This window comes from Photobacterium ganghwense (assembly GCF_017329545.1).
GTDB lineage: Bacteria > Pseudomonadota > Gammaproteobacteria > Enterobacterales > Vibrionaceae > Photobacterium > Photobacterium ganghwense.
Window position 1 is genome coordinate 1 of the sequence record NZ_CP071325.1, and the last position, 14,270, is coordinate 14,270.

Genomic DNA, 14,270 nt, shown 5'->3' on the forward strand with positions numbered 1-14,270 from the left:
TTGTCATCTTCGCTATGGTTGCAGTGCCTTCAACGCCTTCAGGAAGAACTCCCTGCAACAGAATTCAGTATGTGGGTTCGACCGCTTCAAGCCGAGTTGAACGACAACACGTTGACCTTGTTCGCACCGAATCGATTTGTCCTGGATTGGGTGCGGGATAAGTACCTCAACAATATTAACCGCTTGCTTAACGAGTTTTGCGGTAATGATGTGCCGATCCTGCGATTTGAGGTTGGCAGCCGACCTGTCACGGCACCGCCGCCGCAACCGGCGGTGATACCCGCCAGCCTGCAGCCCGCTCCGGGCATTATTGATGAACCGCCTTCCCGTCGCTGGGAGCCTGCGCCGTCACCGGTGCAGCCGGAATCGCAGGCCGGGTACCGCTCGAACGTCAACCCGAAGCACAACTTCAACAATTTCGTGGAAGGTAAGTCGAACCAGCTGGGTCTGGCTGCCTGCCGCCAAGTGGCGGACAATCCGGGCGCGGCGTACAACCCGTTGTTCCTGTACGGCGGAACCGGCCTGGGTAAAACCCACTTGTTGCATGCGGTGGGTAACGCGATCGCGGATCGCAAGCCGAACGCCAAAGTGGTGTACATGCACTCGGAACGTTTCGTGCAGGACATGGTAAAAGCGCTGCAGAACAATGCCATCGAAGAATTCAAACGTTACTACCGCAGCGTCGATGCGCTGCTGATCGATGACATTCAGTTCTTCGCCAACAAAGAGCGCTCACAAGAAGAATTTTTCCACACCTTTAACGCTTTGCTGGAAGGCAACCAGCAAATCATTCTGACTTCGGACCGCTACCCGCGAGAAATTAACGGGGTAGAGGATCGCCTCAAGTCCCGTTTTGGCTGGGGCCTGACGGTGGCGATTGAGCCGCCGGAGCTGGAAACCCGGGTCGCGATCCTGATGAAAAAAGCGGAAGACCACAATATCCGTCTGGCCGACGAAGTGGCCTTCTTTATTGCCAAGCGCCTGCGCTCAAACGTGCGTGAGCTGGAAGGGGCGCTGAATCGGGTAATTGCCAACGCCAACTTTACCGGCCGTGCGATTACCATTGATTTTGTCCGTGAAGCGCTGCGCGATTTGCTGGCGCTGCAGGAAAAACTGGTCACGATCGATAACATTCAGAAGACCGTGGCTGAATACTATAAGATTAAGATGGCTGATATGCTGTCCAAGCGCCGGTCACGCTCGGTGGCTCGCCCGCGCCAGATGGCGATGGCGCTGGCTAAGGAGCTGACCAACCACAGCCTGCCGGAAATCGGCGATGCCTTTGGCGGTCGTGACCACACGACGGTGCTACACGCGTGCCGCAAGATTGAGCAGCTGCGTGAAGAAAGCCATGACATCAAAGAAGATTATTCCAACCTAATTAGAACATTGTCATCTTAATATGAAGTTTACCGTTGCACGCGAACAATTACTGAAGCCGCTCCAGCAGGTGTCTGGGGCGCTGGGAAGCCGTCCGTCACTGCCGATTCTCGGCAATATTCTGCTGGTGGTGGAGCAGGGTTGCCTGTCTATGACCGGGACCGATCTGGAAGTGGAAATGATCGCCCGCCTGCCGCTGGAAGGTGACTTCGAACCGGGAGCGGTGACTGTGCCGTCTCGTAAGTTCCTGGATATCTGCCGCGGTCTGCCGGATCAGGCCAGCATCAGTGTGACCCTGGAAGGTGATCGGGTGATCATCCGGTCCGGTCGCAGCCGCTACACCCTGTCCATTCTGCCGGCGGCGGACTTCCCGAACATTGAAGACTGGCAAAGTGAAGTGGAATTGGCACTGCCACAGGGGCAAATGCGCCACCTGATCGACAGCACCCAGTTTTCCATGGCCCACCAGGATGTCCGTTACTACCTAAATGGGATGCTGTTTGAGACCGATGGCTCGCACCTGCGTTCCGTGGCGACCGACGGTCACCGGATGGCGGTGTGTGCGATCGACCTGGCGGATACGCTGCCAGCTAAACAAATCATTGTGCCGCGCAAAGGCGTGATGGAGCTGATGCGTCTGCTCGATACTCCTGATGCGGACGTCCGCATTCAGATCGGCCATTCCAACATCCGGGCGGAAGTGAATAACTTTATCTTCACCTCGAAGCTGGTGGATGGTCGCTTCCCTGACTATCGCCGGGTGCTGCCGCAAAATACCACCAAAACCCTGGAAGCCAATTGTGATGAACTGCGTAAGGCGTTCTCGCGAGCGGCGATTCTGTCGAACGAAAAATTCCGTGGTGTGCGCCTGAACCTGGCCAACGGTGAAATGCGGATCACCGCAAATAACCCAGAACAGGAAGAAGCGGAAGAATTTCTGGATGTCGACTACCAGGGAGAGCCACTGGAAATCGGCTTTAACGTCAGTTATGTGCTGGACGTTTTAAATACCCTGAAGTGTGAACAGGTGCGCTGGTCGCTGACCGATGCCAATGCCAGTGCTTTGCTGGAAGACTGCGCCAATGGCGATGCCATGTATGTGGTGATGCCAATCAGGCTGTAAGGTATGCCATTAACACGTCTTATCGTAAAAGACTTCCGTAATATTGAAGCCTGCGACCTGTCGTTGTCGCCAGGCTTTAATTTTCTGGTCGGTGCTAACGGCAGTGGGAAAACCAGCGTGCTGGAGGCCATCCATTTTCTTGGCCATGGCCGTTCTTTTCGTAGTCACCTGACCGGGCGTGTGATCCGCCATGAGCAGGCCGAATTGTTTGTCCATGGTAGGTTGCAGTCGGCTTCTCTCAAAATGGAACTGCCGGTCGGCATCAATAAAAAACGCGACGGTACCACTGAGCTGAAAATCGGTGGAGAGAGCGGGCAAAAGCTGGCTCAGCTGGCGCAAATCCTGCCGCTGCAGCTCATTACCCCGGAAGGGTTTGAGCTGCTGATTGGTGGGCCTAAGTTTCGGCGATCGTTTATCGACTGGGGCGTGTTTCACGTGGAACCTCAGTTTTATCACGCTTGGAGCCGGGTGCGCCGATTAACCAAACAGCGCAATGCCTTGTTGAAAACGGCCGCCAGTTACCGCGAGCTCAGCTACTGGGATCAGGAACTGGCTCAGCTGGCGGAAGACATCGACCGCTGGCGTGATGCGTATTTACAGGCAGTCAAAGCCAAAGCGGCCGAAATTTGTCAGGGCTTCTTGCCGGAATTTGATATCCAGCTCGGGTACTACCGCGGCTGGGAAAAAGACACCCCGTATGCTGAGCTGCTGCGCCGCAATTTTGAGCGTGACGGACAGTTGGGGTATACCGCAAGCGGACCGCACAAAGCGGACTTGCGGATCAAAGTGGCCGGTACGCCGGTCGAAGATGTACTGTCCCGCGGTCAGCTGAAATTAATGGTCTGTGCCCTGCGCCTTGCCCAGGGATTACACCTGACCGAAGCCACCGGGAAGCAGTGCATTTATTTAATTGACGATTTTGCTTCCGAACTGGACAGCCAGCGGCGCACGCTGCTGGCACAACGGTTAAAGGAAACCGGTGCCCAGGTGTTCATCAGTGCGATCAGCGGTGACCAAATCGCGGAAATGCATGATGAAAATGGCAAGATGTTTCATGTGGAACACGGTAAAATAACCGCAGGATAATCAAAGCGAGAGTAACTCAATGTCCAACAACTACGATTCATCAAGTATCAAGGTACTGAAGGGCCTTGATGCGGTACGTAAGCGCCCAGGGATGTACATTGGTGATACCGATGACGGCACGGGCTTGCACCACATGGTCTTTGAGGTGGTCGATAACTCTATCGATGAAGCTCTTGCTGGCCATTGTGAAGATATCATCGTAACTATCCATGAAGACGGCTCGGTGTCTGTAAGCGATGATGGTCGTGGTATTCCGACAGAACTGCACCCTGAAGAAGGGGTTTCTGCGGCAGAAGTCATCATGACGGTTCTGCACGCCGGCGGTAAGTTTGACGACAACTCCTACAAAGTTTCCGGCGGTCTGCACGGGGTGGGTGTGTCGGTAGTGAACGCCCTGTCTGAAAAAGTGGAACTGACCATTCACCGCGGCGGCCATATCCATCAGCAGATTTACCACCATGGTGAACCTCAGGCACCTCTGGCTGTGATTGGTGATTCTGACCGCACCGGTACCCGTATTCGTTTCTGGCCGAGTGCGGCCACGTTTAGCAACATCGAATTCCACTACGAGATCCTGGCGAAGCGTCTGCGCGAACTGTCGTTCCTGAACTCCGGGGTTTCTATCCGACTGATTGATGAGCGCGAAGAAAACAAGCAAGACCACTTCATGTATGAAGGCGGGATTAAAGCGTTCGTTGAGCACCTGAACCGTAACAAGACTCCAATTCACCCGAAAGTGTTCCACTTTGAGTTCACTCGTGAAGACGGTATCGGGGTTGAAGTGGCGATGCAGTGGAACGATGGTTTCCAGGAAAACATTTACTGCTTTACCAACAACATTCCGCAGCGTGACGGCGGTACACACCTGGCGGGTTTCCGTGGCGCGCTGACCCGTACCCTGAACCTTTTCATGGAAAAAGAAGGGTATTCGAAGAAAGCGAAAACCGCGACCTCGGGTGACGATGCCCGTGAAGGCCTGACGGCCGTGGTCTCGGTGAAAGTGCCGGATCCTAAGTTCTCCAGCCAGACCAAAGACAAGCTGGTATCGAGTGAAGTGAAACCGGCCGTTGAGTCGGCGATGGGTGAAAAGCTGAGTGAATTCCTACTGGAAAACCCAAGTGATGCCAAAACGGTTTGTAGCAAGATTATCGAAGCGTCACGAGCCCGTGAAGCGGCTCGTAAAGCGCGCGAAATGACGCGTCGTAAAGGCGCTCTGGATCTGGCGGGTCTGCCGGGCAAACTGGCTGACTGTCAGGAAAAAGATCCTGCGCTGTCTGAACTCTACATAGTGGAGGGTGACTCGGCGGGCGGTTCTGCCAAGCAGGGTCGTAACCGTAAGAATCAGGCGATTCTGCCGCTGAAAGGTAAAATCCTGAACGTGGAAAAAGCCCGTTTTGACAAGATGCTGTCTTCGCAGGAAGTGGCTACGCTGATCACGGCCATGGGCTGTGGTATCGGCCGCGACGAATACAACCCGGATAAACTGCGTTACCACAGCATCATCATCATGACCGATGCCGACGTTGACGGCTCGCACATCCGTACGCTGCTGTTGACCTTCTTCTACCGTCAGATGCCAGAACTGATCGAGCGTGGTCATATCTACATTGCTCAGCCACCACTGTACAAAGTGAAGAAAGGCAAACAAGAGCAGTACATCCAGGATGATGACAACATGACGCAGTACCAGATCACTCTGGCACTGGATAACGCGCAGCTGTTTACCGCAGAAGGGGCGCCGGCGATCATGGGTCAGGCGTTGGAAACGCTGGTGCAGCAATACAATAGTGCCGGTAAGATGATTGACCGCATGAGCCGTCGCTATCCGAAACTGATGCTGAATGAGTTCCTGTATCAGCCGCGTCTGACGGCGGACATGCTGGCGGATCAGTCTCAGGTAGAAGGCTGGACGAACACGCTGGTGGCCGCGCTGCAGCAAAAACAAACCGGTGAAAGTCACTTCTCGTTTGAGGTGGTGAAGGACGACGAGCACAACGTATGGTTGCCGAAAGTGATCGTGCGTACTCACGGTGTGGAATACGACTACCTGCTGAGTGTTGATCTGCTGAACTCGAAAGAGTATGCGAAACTGGCGGATCTGTCGGAAGCATTGGACGGCCTGCTGGATGACTCTGCCTACGTTCAACGTGGCGAGCGTAAACAGCCGGTTGACAGTTTCAGTGAAGCACTGGACTGGATGATCAAAGAATCTCGCCGTGGCCTGAGCATTCAGCGCTATAAAGGTCTGGGTGAAATGAACCCGGATCAGCTGTGGGAAACCACCATGGATCCAGAATCGCGCCGTATGATGCAGGTAACTGTTCAGGATGCAGTTGCTGCTGACGAACTGTTTACCACGCTGATGGGTGATCAGGTTGAGCCGCGTCGTAACTTTATCGAAGCGAACGCCCTGAACGCCAACCTGGACGTGTAATTACGCCGAGATAGTACCTGCCCAAGTGGCAGAATGTCAGATAGGGTGTTGGAAAACGCCGCTCGAAAGAGCGGCGTTTTTTTATGACCTCGATTATAGGCTGCCGTAGCCGTTATCCTGGCGGAGGCTTTTCTTTTGGATCGTGGTTAGTCTGGAGTATGAACTGGGCAGGCTCGCTGCTCCCAGATCACGTTTGAGTAAAGATGCGGGCTCTCCTTGCTAAACCGTAGTGGGTATTTTCTGATTTTGGGCAAATTTGTTGTCGGGGATGGGAGACTTTTACTTGCTGGGTGCTGCAGTTTTGGGGGAACCAGACGGCTAGTTGCCTGGTTAGGACAAAAACGGCTGACTGCGAATAAACCGCTGAGCAAAAAAATTGCTATCGGGGTCTTGAATCGGATTTGGCCGACCTTATATCTAGTAGTGAAGCAGAGCAAGGTGCCAGAGTTTGGGCCTGCATACGCTTGTCCGGTAGGAAAGCAGCTTCACTGACCTTAACCGTAATCATATTGCTTCAAAGAAGGATAGGTATTATGCGTACACTTGATTTTACTCCTCTATATCGTTCTGCCATTGGTTTTGATCGTCTGTTTAATCAGATGGAGCAGAACCTGAACAACAGCAATGGTGGCTACCCGCCATACAACATTGAGCAGCGTGGCGATAACCAGTACCGCATTACGATGGCGGTCGCGGGGTTTGCTGAGTCGCAGCTGGATATCACTCAGCACGAGAACAAACTGATTGTGCGCGGTACTCGCCCTGAGTCCGAGCACGACGAGCGCCAGTACCTGTATCAGGGGATCGCAGAACGCGACTTTGAGCGCAAGTTCCAGTTGGCAGACTATGTCAAAGTGATTGGGGCTAATATGGAGAACGGGCTACTGCATATTGATCTTGAACGTGAGATCCCAGAAGAGCAGAAGCCACGTAAGATCACCATCAATGGCACGCCGCTACTGGAAAGTGAGTAACGCCGCTAGCTAAACGCAGCAACGATAAGAGAGAAGGTCAGCCATCGGCTGGCCTTTTTGTTTGGCTGGATTCTAGTAATTGCAGTAGGAGAAGCGGTTCCCGTTTTGGTTTCACGTGAAACCAAGAAAGCTGCCTAATGGCAGCTTTCTGAGGGAGAGCGATAATAACAATGCTCGCGGCGGACCAAGGTTGGTGACTTGGTAAAGACCGATTACCCATCTAGATGCGATGCTGCTATGTCCCTAAACGGGGAGTGCACTCCAGGAGTCATAGCTTGTAGGCTATCAATCAGCGGGTTTGCCTTCCCGGTAGGCGCGAGCAACTTCTTCGGCAATGATAGCAATGCCGCGTTGCATCACGTCGTCTTCCTGCACATAGTTCATGCGCAGGCATTCATGACCATGCTGCCAGTCTTCTTCCAATCCGATAAAGAAGTATTCGCCCGGGACAATCAACACTCCGCGATCCTTGAGGCGTTGGTACAGTTCCATGGTGCTGATAGGGAGATCGTTAAACCACAACCACAGGAACATGGCCCCTTCAGGTTTGTGAATTCGAAAGCGCGGATCGGTAATGGCTTGTTGCAGCAGTGCGACCGCGTGCTGTGATTTACGCTGGTAAAACGGTTTAATCACAGTTTCGCTCAGCGTCAGCAAGTCGTTCTGTTCAATCATCCGATAAGCCAGGGCGGGCCCGACACTGCCAGGGGCCAGGCTGAGCACGCCGTTCATGTTGGTAATGGCTGTCGCGATTTCTTCGCGGGCAACGACAATCCCACAGCGGACACCCGGCAAGCCGAGCTTGGACAGGCTCATGCACAGCACCGTGTTGTCGTTCCAGAAAGGGGTGACATCTTCAAAAATGATATCCGGGAACGGCATGCCGTAGGCGTTATCAATAATCAGTGGGATACCGTGTTCACGCGCCAGTGCATCCAGGTGGGCAATTTCTTCGTCGGTCAACACATTGCCGGTTGGGTTGGTCGGGCGCGACGCACAGATCGCCCCAATGCTGTCATCCACCACCAGGTTTTTGAAGTCGACATGGTACTTAAACAGGCCATCTTCCAGTAGGGTGATTTCCGGGCGGTAGGAGATAAACATCTCTTCACTTAACCCCGCATCCCCATAGCCAATGTATTCCGGTGCCAGCGGCAGCAGAATTTTTTTGCGGGTCCCATCGCTGAATGTGCCTGCCAGAAGGTTGAACAAATTGAAGAAGGCGCTCTGGCTGCCGTTGGTCAGGGCGATATTGCGTGCGGTTATCGGCCAGCCGAATCGCTCACGCAACAGATCGGCCAGGGCATTGATGAACGTGTTTTTGCCTTGCGGACCATCGTAGTTCGTCATGGCCTGGGTCAGTTCGCCACTGGCGGCCATTTGCTGGCAAAGCTGATTGAAGTAGGTGAGCATTTCGGGAATCTGCGCCGGATTCCCGCCACCCAGCATGATGGCATCGGGATTGCGTAATCCGTCGTTCAAATCATCCATTAGTTGGGTGATCCCAGAGTAGCGGGCGAACTTGTCACCGAATGTTGAAAACTCCATCTTATTACTTCCGATTCTCAGTCTATCTAAGGTTGACTTTTATTTATTCGATATGGTTATGGATTATGTTGTGTACTCCGTCAACATACCTGAATGCTGGAGGTAGGGAAAGTCTGAATTGCGGCGTTCTTTTCCCTTTACACCCAGTGAAGAATTCCGCGGTTTAATCCGGTGTGGCGGAGAATCTGTGGTCGTGATTTTTGGCATTCTGGTTCTGTTGCCATGCCTCTGCCTCTGCCTCTGCCTCTGCCTCTGCCTCTGTGTGTTTCACATGAAACATTTCTCTGCTTGGGAGGGGTGAGTAAGGTCGGTTGGGCTGGCGGTTGGAGGTATATACTGTTGGCTGCAATGGCTCATTTATCACTGGCAATTGGCTGTAGATGCAGGTTCACCAGAGACGGCAGATGCAGGTTCCACGTGAAACCACTTACCGTCAGACTCAGTCATGCCCGAGGGGCGGAATCAGTAGCGTCGGCATCAGGGGGGAGTTCAGGGGAAGTAAGTAGCGGAATTGCCAAGAGTTACTCAGGCTATATAGTGGAATAGTGGAGCAGAAGAAAAACCCCGGCACTGCCGGGGTTTGGACTAACTTATTTCTGAAGCAGTGAAATATCAGCCACTTTCAGGAATTCGTTACGCAGCAGGTTCAGCATGGTCAGACGGTTCACTTTTAGCTTCTCGTCATCAGCCATGACCATGACGTTGTCGAAGAACGCATCAACCGCTTCACGCAGGGTGGCCAGTTCAGACAGTGCCAACTGGTAATCGCCTTCCGCAAAGATTGGCGCCAGAGCCGCGATTTTCGCTTCCACTTTTTCGGCCAGAGCTTTCTCGGCATCTTCAACCAGCAGACCGGTATCAATCGCGTCAGACAGCGCTCCGTCAAATTTCGCCAGGATATTACCCACACGCTTGTTCGCGGCAGCCAGCGACTCCGCGGCATCCAGTGATCGGAAGTGGCTCACGGCTTTCACGCGTTTGTCGAAATCAGCAGGCTGGGTTGGGCGACGGGTCAGAACCGCTTGGATCACGTCAACGCTGTGGCCTTCATCCTGATACCAGGCGCGGAAACGGCCCAGCATGAATTCCAGTACTTCAGCTTCAACCTCACGGTTGCTGACTTTGCCGTCCAGCAATTCGTGCGCTTTGGCGATCAGGTCAACCAGATCCAGGTTGTAACCACGCTCAACAATGATGCGTAGCACACCCAGTGCTGCACGACGCAGGGCAAATGGGTCACTGCCTTTTGGCGCCTGACCGATACCAAAGATACCTACCAGCGTATCCAGTTTGTCGGCCATCGCAACAGCTGCAGAGACGTCAGTGCTTGGCAGGCTGTCACCGGCAAAGCGTGGCATGTACTGCTCGTTCAGTGCCAGTGCGACATCTTCCAGTTCACCGTCGTGGCGTGCGTAGTGCATGCCCATAACACCTTGGGTGTCGGTAAACTCAAAGACCATGGAGGTCATCAGGTCACATTTAGACAGCAGACCGGCACGCTCAGCGTGCTCCACATCGGCACCAATTTGCGCCGCAATGTAACCTGCCAGGGCTGTGATGCGATCGGTTTTGTCGCGCAGGGTACCCAGTTGTTTCTGGAACAGGACATTGTCCAGTTCTGACAGACGTTCAACCAGCGGACGTTTGCGGTCAGTGTTGAAGAAGAACTCGGCATCTGCCAAGCGCGGACGAACCACTTTCTCATTACCTTCAACGATTTGACGTGGATCTTTGGAAATGATGTTCGATACGAAGATGAACTTAGGCAGTAGCTTGCCGTTCTGATCGTAAATCGGGAAGTACTTCTGGTCACCTTTCATGGTGTAAACCAGTGCTTCAGCCGGCACTTTCAGGAATTCTTCTTCGAATGATGCAGTCATAACGACTGGCCATTCAACCAGCGACGTTACTTCTTCCAGCAGGTCATCTTCCAGATCGGCAATGCCGCCCACTTCGGCTGCGGCTTTTTGCGCATCGGCCAGAATCAGGGCTTTACGGGTTTCGTAGTCGGCCATAACCATACCGCGTTCCTGCAAAATTGCAGGGTACTGATCAGCGTGGTCGATAGTGAACTCAGCTTCACCCATGAAGCGGTGACCGCGAATCACGCGATCGGCGGTAACGCCCAGTACTGTGCCGGAGATCAGCTCGTCACCCAGCAGCATCGTCAGGGTTTTCACCGGACGGATGAATTGTGTTTCTTTGTCACCCCAGCGCATTGGCTTAGGGATAGGCAGTTTAGCCAGGGCATTTGCCACCAGTTCAGGGAGCAGATTTTGTGCCGGTTGGCCTTTAACGGCTTCTTTGTACAGCAGCCATTCGCCTTTGTCTGTGGCCAGACGCTCAGCCTGGTCAACGGTGATACCGTTACCGCGAGCCCAGCCCATTGCTGCTTTGGTTGGGTTACCGTTAGCATCGAATGCGGCCGCGACGGCTGGGCCACGTTTTTCTACCACTTTGTCAGGCTGCGCCGGTGCCATGGCCTGCACTTTCAGTGCCAGACGACGTGGAGCTGCGAACCACTCGATACCCTGATGGGTCAAATCGGCGGTGTTCAGCTCTGCGGCAAAGTTTTCAGCAAAAGCTTCGGCCAGAGTACGCAGCGCTTTTGGTGGCAGCTCTTCGGTACCCAGTTCAATCAGAAAATTCTTTTCGCTCATGCCGTTCCCTTATAGATTGGTTTTGCACATCGGGAAGCCCAGAGCTTCACGGGAAGCGTAATAAGCTTCAGCAACTTGTTTAGTCAGGTTGCGAATACGCAGGATGTAACGCTGGCGCTCAGTAACAGAGATCGCTTTGCGGGCATCTAGCAGGTTAAAGGCATGGCCGGCTTTCAGAATACGCTCGTAAGCAGGCAGCGGCAGGGGCTTCTCCAGCTCCAGCAGCGATTGACATTCTTTTTCGCATTGGTCGAAGAAAGTGAACAGGAAGTCAACGTCCGCGTGCTCGAAGTTGTACGTGGATTGTTCCACTTCGTTCTGGTGGAAGATGTCACCGTACGTCACTTTACCTAGCGGGCCGTCGGTCCAGACCAGGTCATACACAGAGTCAACGCCCTGAATGTACATTGCCAGACGCTCAATACCGTAAGTGATTTCACCCGTCACCGGTTTGCATTCAAGTCCACCAACCTGCTGGAAGTAAGTGAACTGGGTCACTTCCATGCCGTTCAGCCAGACTTCCCAACCCAGACCCCAAGCACCCAGCGTCGGGTTTTCCCAGTTGTCTTCCACAAAGCGGATATCGTGGATTTGAGTATCGATGCCCAGCGCTTCCAGTGAACCCAGGTACAGTTCCTGAATGTTGTCCGGTGATGGCTTGATGATCACCTGGAACTGGTAGTAGTGCTGAAGGCGGTTCGGGTTTTCACCGTAACGGCCGTCAGTCGGGCGACGGGAAGGTTGCACATACGCTGCTGCAATAGGTTCCGGACCCAGAGCACGTAGACATGTCATCGGGTGCGAGGTACCGGCACCGACTTCCATGTCCAGCGGTTGTACGATAGTACAGCCTTGCTGGCCCCAGTAATCCTGCAGCGCGAGGATCATGCCCTGAAAGGTTTTAATATCATATTTCTGCATTGTCAGCTTCGCGTGATTGATGGATTAATAGATGTTAAGTAACAATCCAGTATACCTCGCCAGCCCGCTTGCTAGTAGGGTTCGTGCATGTTTTTTGGGCATGTTTACGGCTAATTGCCAAAATTTGTGTGGGTAACGGGTGTGGCGTTAAAGAAATAGCACTATTTTGACAATGTTCTGAATATTTTGTCTTAATGACAGTATAAAATTACCTGAGAGGGAAATTGGCTACATCGTTCTGCCAAGACAGTGAGATCGGCGGAGCCGAGAGTGAATGAGATTTTTACTATGGAACTGAAAATGACCAATAAAAATAAATGGGTTCGCAATCTGGTGATGGCGACGGCCGCTGCGCTGGTAGCGACGGGCTGTTCGACCGTGAATCCATATACGGGTGAAGAGCAAACAGCGAAAGCAACAACCGGTTCACTGATCGGTGCGGTGGCTGGTGCTGCGATCGGTGTTGCTTCTTCCAGTAAGAGCGACCGTGGTAAGGGTGCCCTGATTGGTGCTGCTTCTGGTGCTGCCCTGGGCGGTGGTATCGGTTACTACATGGATGTTCAGGAAGCGGAACTGCGTAAGAAACTGCGTGCGTCAGGCGTGAGCGTGACTCGTGACGGTGACAACATTGTGCTGAACATGCCAAACGCCATTACTTTTGGTTTTGATCAGACCGATCTGAGCTCTCAGGCAAAACAAGCACTATCGAGCGTAGCGGTTGTGGTGAAAGAGTATGAGAAAACTCGCCTGAACGTTTACGGCTTTACTGATAGCAAGGGTACGGATTCGTACAACCTGCGTTTGTCTCAGGTTCGTGCGAGCGAAGTGAGCAACCAGCTGATGCGTGAAGGTGTGGCGAGCAGCCGTATTATCACCAAAGGTATGGGTGAAGCGCATCCAATCGCGTCAAACTCGACTGAGCAGGGCCGCGCGGAAAACCGCCGTGTTGAGATCGTTCTGTCTCCAATGTCTTAATGGCATGGTCTTAATAGCATGGTGAGATTGTTCACCATCTAATTGCTAACTTATCAGTTAATTCCCAAAAGGAGCCATCATGGCTCCTTTTTCTTGGCTGCGATTCGGCCATTGGGCCAGGGGGCAGTGTCGGTTTTGTGCTTGATCCAGAGCGCAAAGCTGGCTAGAATTCACGCTCCTTTGGGGAGTAGCCTCTTGTTCTGTACAAGACAAACGTCAACATAATTGAAGCAAAATCTTCATGGCGTTTGTGACCCACGCAATCCTACTTGTGGGTTTGGCGAGACCATTGGTAAATCGGCATGAACCGGGGTGGGGCGTGCTTGTTTACCTATGGTTTAAAATAATTACCCTCGCCCCAAAGAGCATGTCATGAGCATTTTAGCTGTTTCCATTACTACCGTTGCCTTGGCCGAAATTGGGGATAAAACCCAGCTGTTGTCCTTGCTGCTGGCCAGTCGTTATCGTAAACCGGTGCCGATTATTCTGGCGATTTTCTTTGCCACCATTGCCAATCATGCCCTGGCGGCGTGGCTGGGTGTGGTCGTCGCTGATTACCTCAGCCCTGACGTACTGAAGTGGGTACTGGTGGTCAGTTTTGTCGCGATGGCAGGGTGGATTCTGATCCCCGACAAGCTCGACGATGACGAGAAAATTTCCGGCCGCGGCCCGTTTATTGCCAGCTTTATTGCCTTCTTTGTAGCGGAAATCGGTGACAAAACTCAGGTGGCGACCACGATGCTGGGCGCGAAGTACTCCGACGGTTTGCTGTTGGTTGTCCTGGGTACCACCATCGGGATGTTGCTTGCTAATGTACCGGTTGTCCTGATTGGTAAACTCTCGGCGGATCGTATGCCGCTGAAAACTATCCGTATCATTACCGCTGTGTTGTTCCTCGGCTTGGCGGTGGTGGCCGGCATCGGACTGTAAGCGGGTGGCGGCGGGGCGCGCAGAGGCCAGAAAGGTTTCACGTGAAACCTTTCTGCAGCACGGTTGCGGATCGCCCCAAGAGGGCTTGCATTTTACTGCAGTGTTGCAATTAACATTTTGAAATATAAATGTTTAATGAAAGTTCGATGACGTTGGCAGGATTTGTGAGCCTGAGTGTAGTGCAGGAAAATTGCTCGTGCTAAGGTGATACCAGTACCGGAAAGCGTGCTCTAAGGAGG

10 protein-coding genes and 1 riboswitch are annotated in these 14,270 nt (G+C 53.1%); of the genes, 7 read left to right on the forward strand and 3 right to left on the reverse strand.

From position 1 onward, the window contains the following. The 5 genes from dnaA (at position 1) to ibpA (ending at position 6,997) form a co-directional block, all read left to right on the forward strand. Positions 1–1,401: a chromosomal replication initiator protein DnaA gene (gene dnaA, locus FH974_RS00005; RefSeq protein ID WP_047887509.1), complete on the forward strand. Its 1,401-nt coding sequence runs from the start codon at positions 1–3 to the stop codon at positions 1,399–1,401. Position 1,402: 1 nt separating this feature from the next. Continuing rightward, complete coding sequence (gene dnaN / locus FH974_RS00010; protein WP_047887510.1) at positions 1,403–2,503, forward strand: DNA polymerase III subunit beta; 1,101 nt, start codon at positions 1,403–1,405, stop codon at positions 2,501–2,503. Between the two features lie 3 nt (positions 2,504–2,506). Next, positions 2,507–3,589 carry a DNA replication/repair protein RecF gene (gene recF / locus FH974_RS00015; protein WP_047887511.1) on the forward strand — a complete coding sequence of 361 codons (1,083 nt, stop codon included), beginning with the start codon at positions 2,507–2,509 and terminating at the stop codon, positions 3,587–3,589. A gap of 19 nt (positions 3,590–3,608) precedes the next feature. Next, positions 3,609–6,023, forward strand: coding sequence for a DNA topoisomerase (ATP-hydrolyzing) subunit B (gyrB, locus tag FH974_RS00020; RefSeq protein ID WP_047887512.1), 2,415 nt, complete (start codon positions 3,609–3,611; stop codon positions 6,021–6,023). Positions 6,024–6,556: 533 nt separating this feature from the next. Next, positions 6,557–6,997 (forward strand): small heat shock chaperone IbpA, encoded by a 441-nt coding sequence (gene ibpA / locus FH974_RS00025; protein WP_047887513.1) that lies wholly within the window; start codon positions 6,557–6,559, stop codon positions 6,995–6,997. Positions 6,998–7,282: 285 nt separating this feature from the next. Here the strand turns inward: ibpA and FH974_RS00030 are convergent, their stop codons facing one another. From FH974_RS00030 to glyQ, 3 genes are all read right to left on the reverse strand, one after another. Further along, on the reverse strand, positions 7,283–8,545 hold the full coding sequence (locus tag FH974_RS00030) for a valine--pyruvate transaminase (RefSeq protein ID WP_047887514.1): 1,263 nt from the start codon (positions 8,543–8,545) through the stop codon (positions 7,283–7,285). A 590-nt stretch (positions 8,546–9,135) separates the two neighbouring features. Next, positions 9,136–11,205 carry a glycine--tRNA ligase subunit beta gene (gene glyS, locus FH974_RS00035; protein ID WP_047887515.1) on the reverse strand — a complete coding sequence of 690 codons (2,070 nt, stop codon included), beginning with the start codon at positions 11,203–11,205 and terminating at the stop codon, positions 9,136–9,138. Positions 11,206–11,214: 9 nt separating this feature from the next. Further along, positions 11,215–12,126 (reverse strand): glycine--tRNA ligase subunit alpha, encoded by a 912-nt coding sequence (gene glyQ / locus FH974_RS00040; protein WP_047887516.1) that lies wholly within the window; start codon positions 12,124–12,126, stop codon positions 11,215–11,217. A 300-nt stretch (positions 12,127–12,426) separates the two neighbouring features. Here glyQ and FH974_RS00045 point away from each other — a divergent pair, with 300 nt between their 5' ends. Both FH974_RS00045 and FH974_RS00050 read left to right on the forward strand, forming a co-directional pair. After that, complete coding sequence (locus FH974_RS00045; protein ID WP_047887532.1) at positions 12,427–13,101, forward strand: YiaD family glycine zipper/OmpA-like lipoprotein; 675 nt, start codon at positions 12,427–12,429, stop codon at positions 13,099–13,101. 177 nt (positions 13,102–13,278) lie between these two features. Then, positions 13,279–13,380: riboswitch (yybP-ykoY riboswitch) on the forward strand. 93 nt (positions 13,381–13,473) lie between these two features. Beyond that, positions 13,474–14,031: a TMEM165/GDT1 family protein gene (locus FH974_RS00050; protein WP_047887517.1), complete on the forward strand. Its 558-nt coding sequence runs from the start codon at positions 13,474–13,476 to the stop codon at positions 14,029–14,031. The last annotated feature ends 239 nt before the right edge of the window (positions 14,032–14,270 follow it).

Excerpts from the sequence above, each read along its gene's own strand:
- FH974_RS00030 (WP_047887514.1), bottom strand. The coding sequence starts at position 8,545 with ATGGAGTTTTCAACATTCGGTGACAAGTTCGCCCGCTACTCTGGGATC.
- FH974_RS00050 (WP_047887517.1), top strand. The coding sequence starts at position 13,474 with ATGAGCATTTTAGCTGTTTCCATTACTACCGTTGCCTTGGCCGAAATT.
- recF (WP_047887511.1), top strand. The coding sequence starts at position 2,507 with ATGCCATTAACACGTCTTATCGTAAAAGACTTCCGTAATATTGAAGCC.
- ibpA (WP_047887513.1), top strand. The coding sequence starts at position 6,557 with ATGCGTACACTTGATTTTACTCCTCTATATCGTTCTGCCATTGGTTTT.
- gyrB (WP_047887512.1), top strand. The coding sequence starts at position 3,609 with ATGTCCAACAACTACGATTCATCAAGTATCAAGGTACTGAAGGGCCTT.
- dnaN (WP_047887510.1), top strand. The coding sequence starts at position 1,403 with ATGAAGTTTACCGTTGCACGCGAACAATTACTGAAGCCGCTCCAGCAG.
- FH974_RS00045 (WP_047887532.1), top strand. The coding sequence starts at position 12,427 with ATGACCAATAAAAATAAATGGGTTCGCAATCTGGTGATGGCGACGGCC.
- glyS (WP_047887515.1), bottom strand. The coding sequence starts at position 11,205 with ATGAGCGAAAAGAATTTTCTGATTGAACTGGGTACCGAAGAGCTGCCA.
- glyQ (WP_047887516.1), bottom strand. The coding sequence starts at position 12,126 with ATGCAGAAATATGATATTAAAACCTTTCAGGGCATGATCCTCGCGCTG.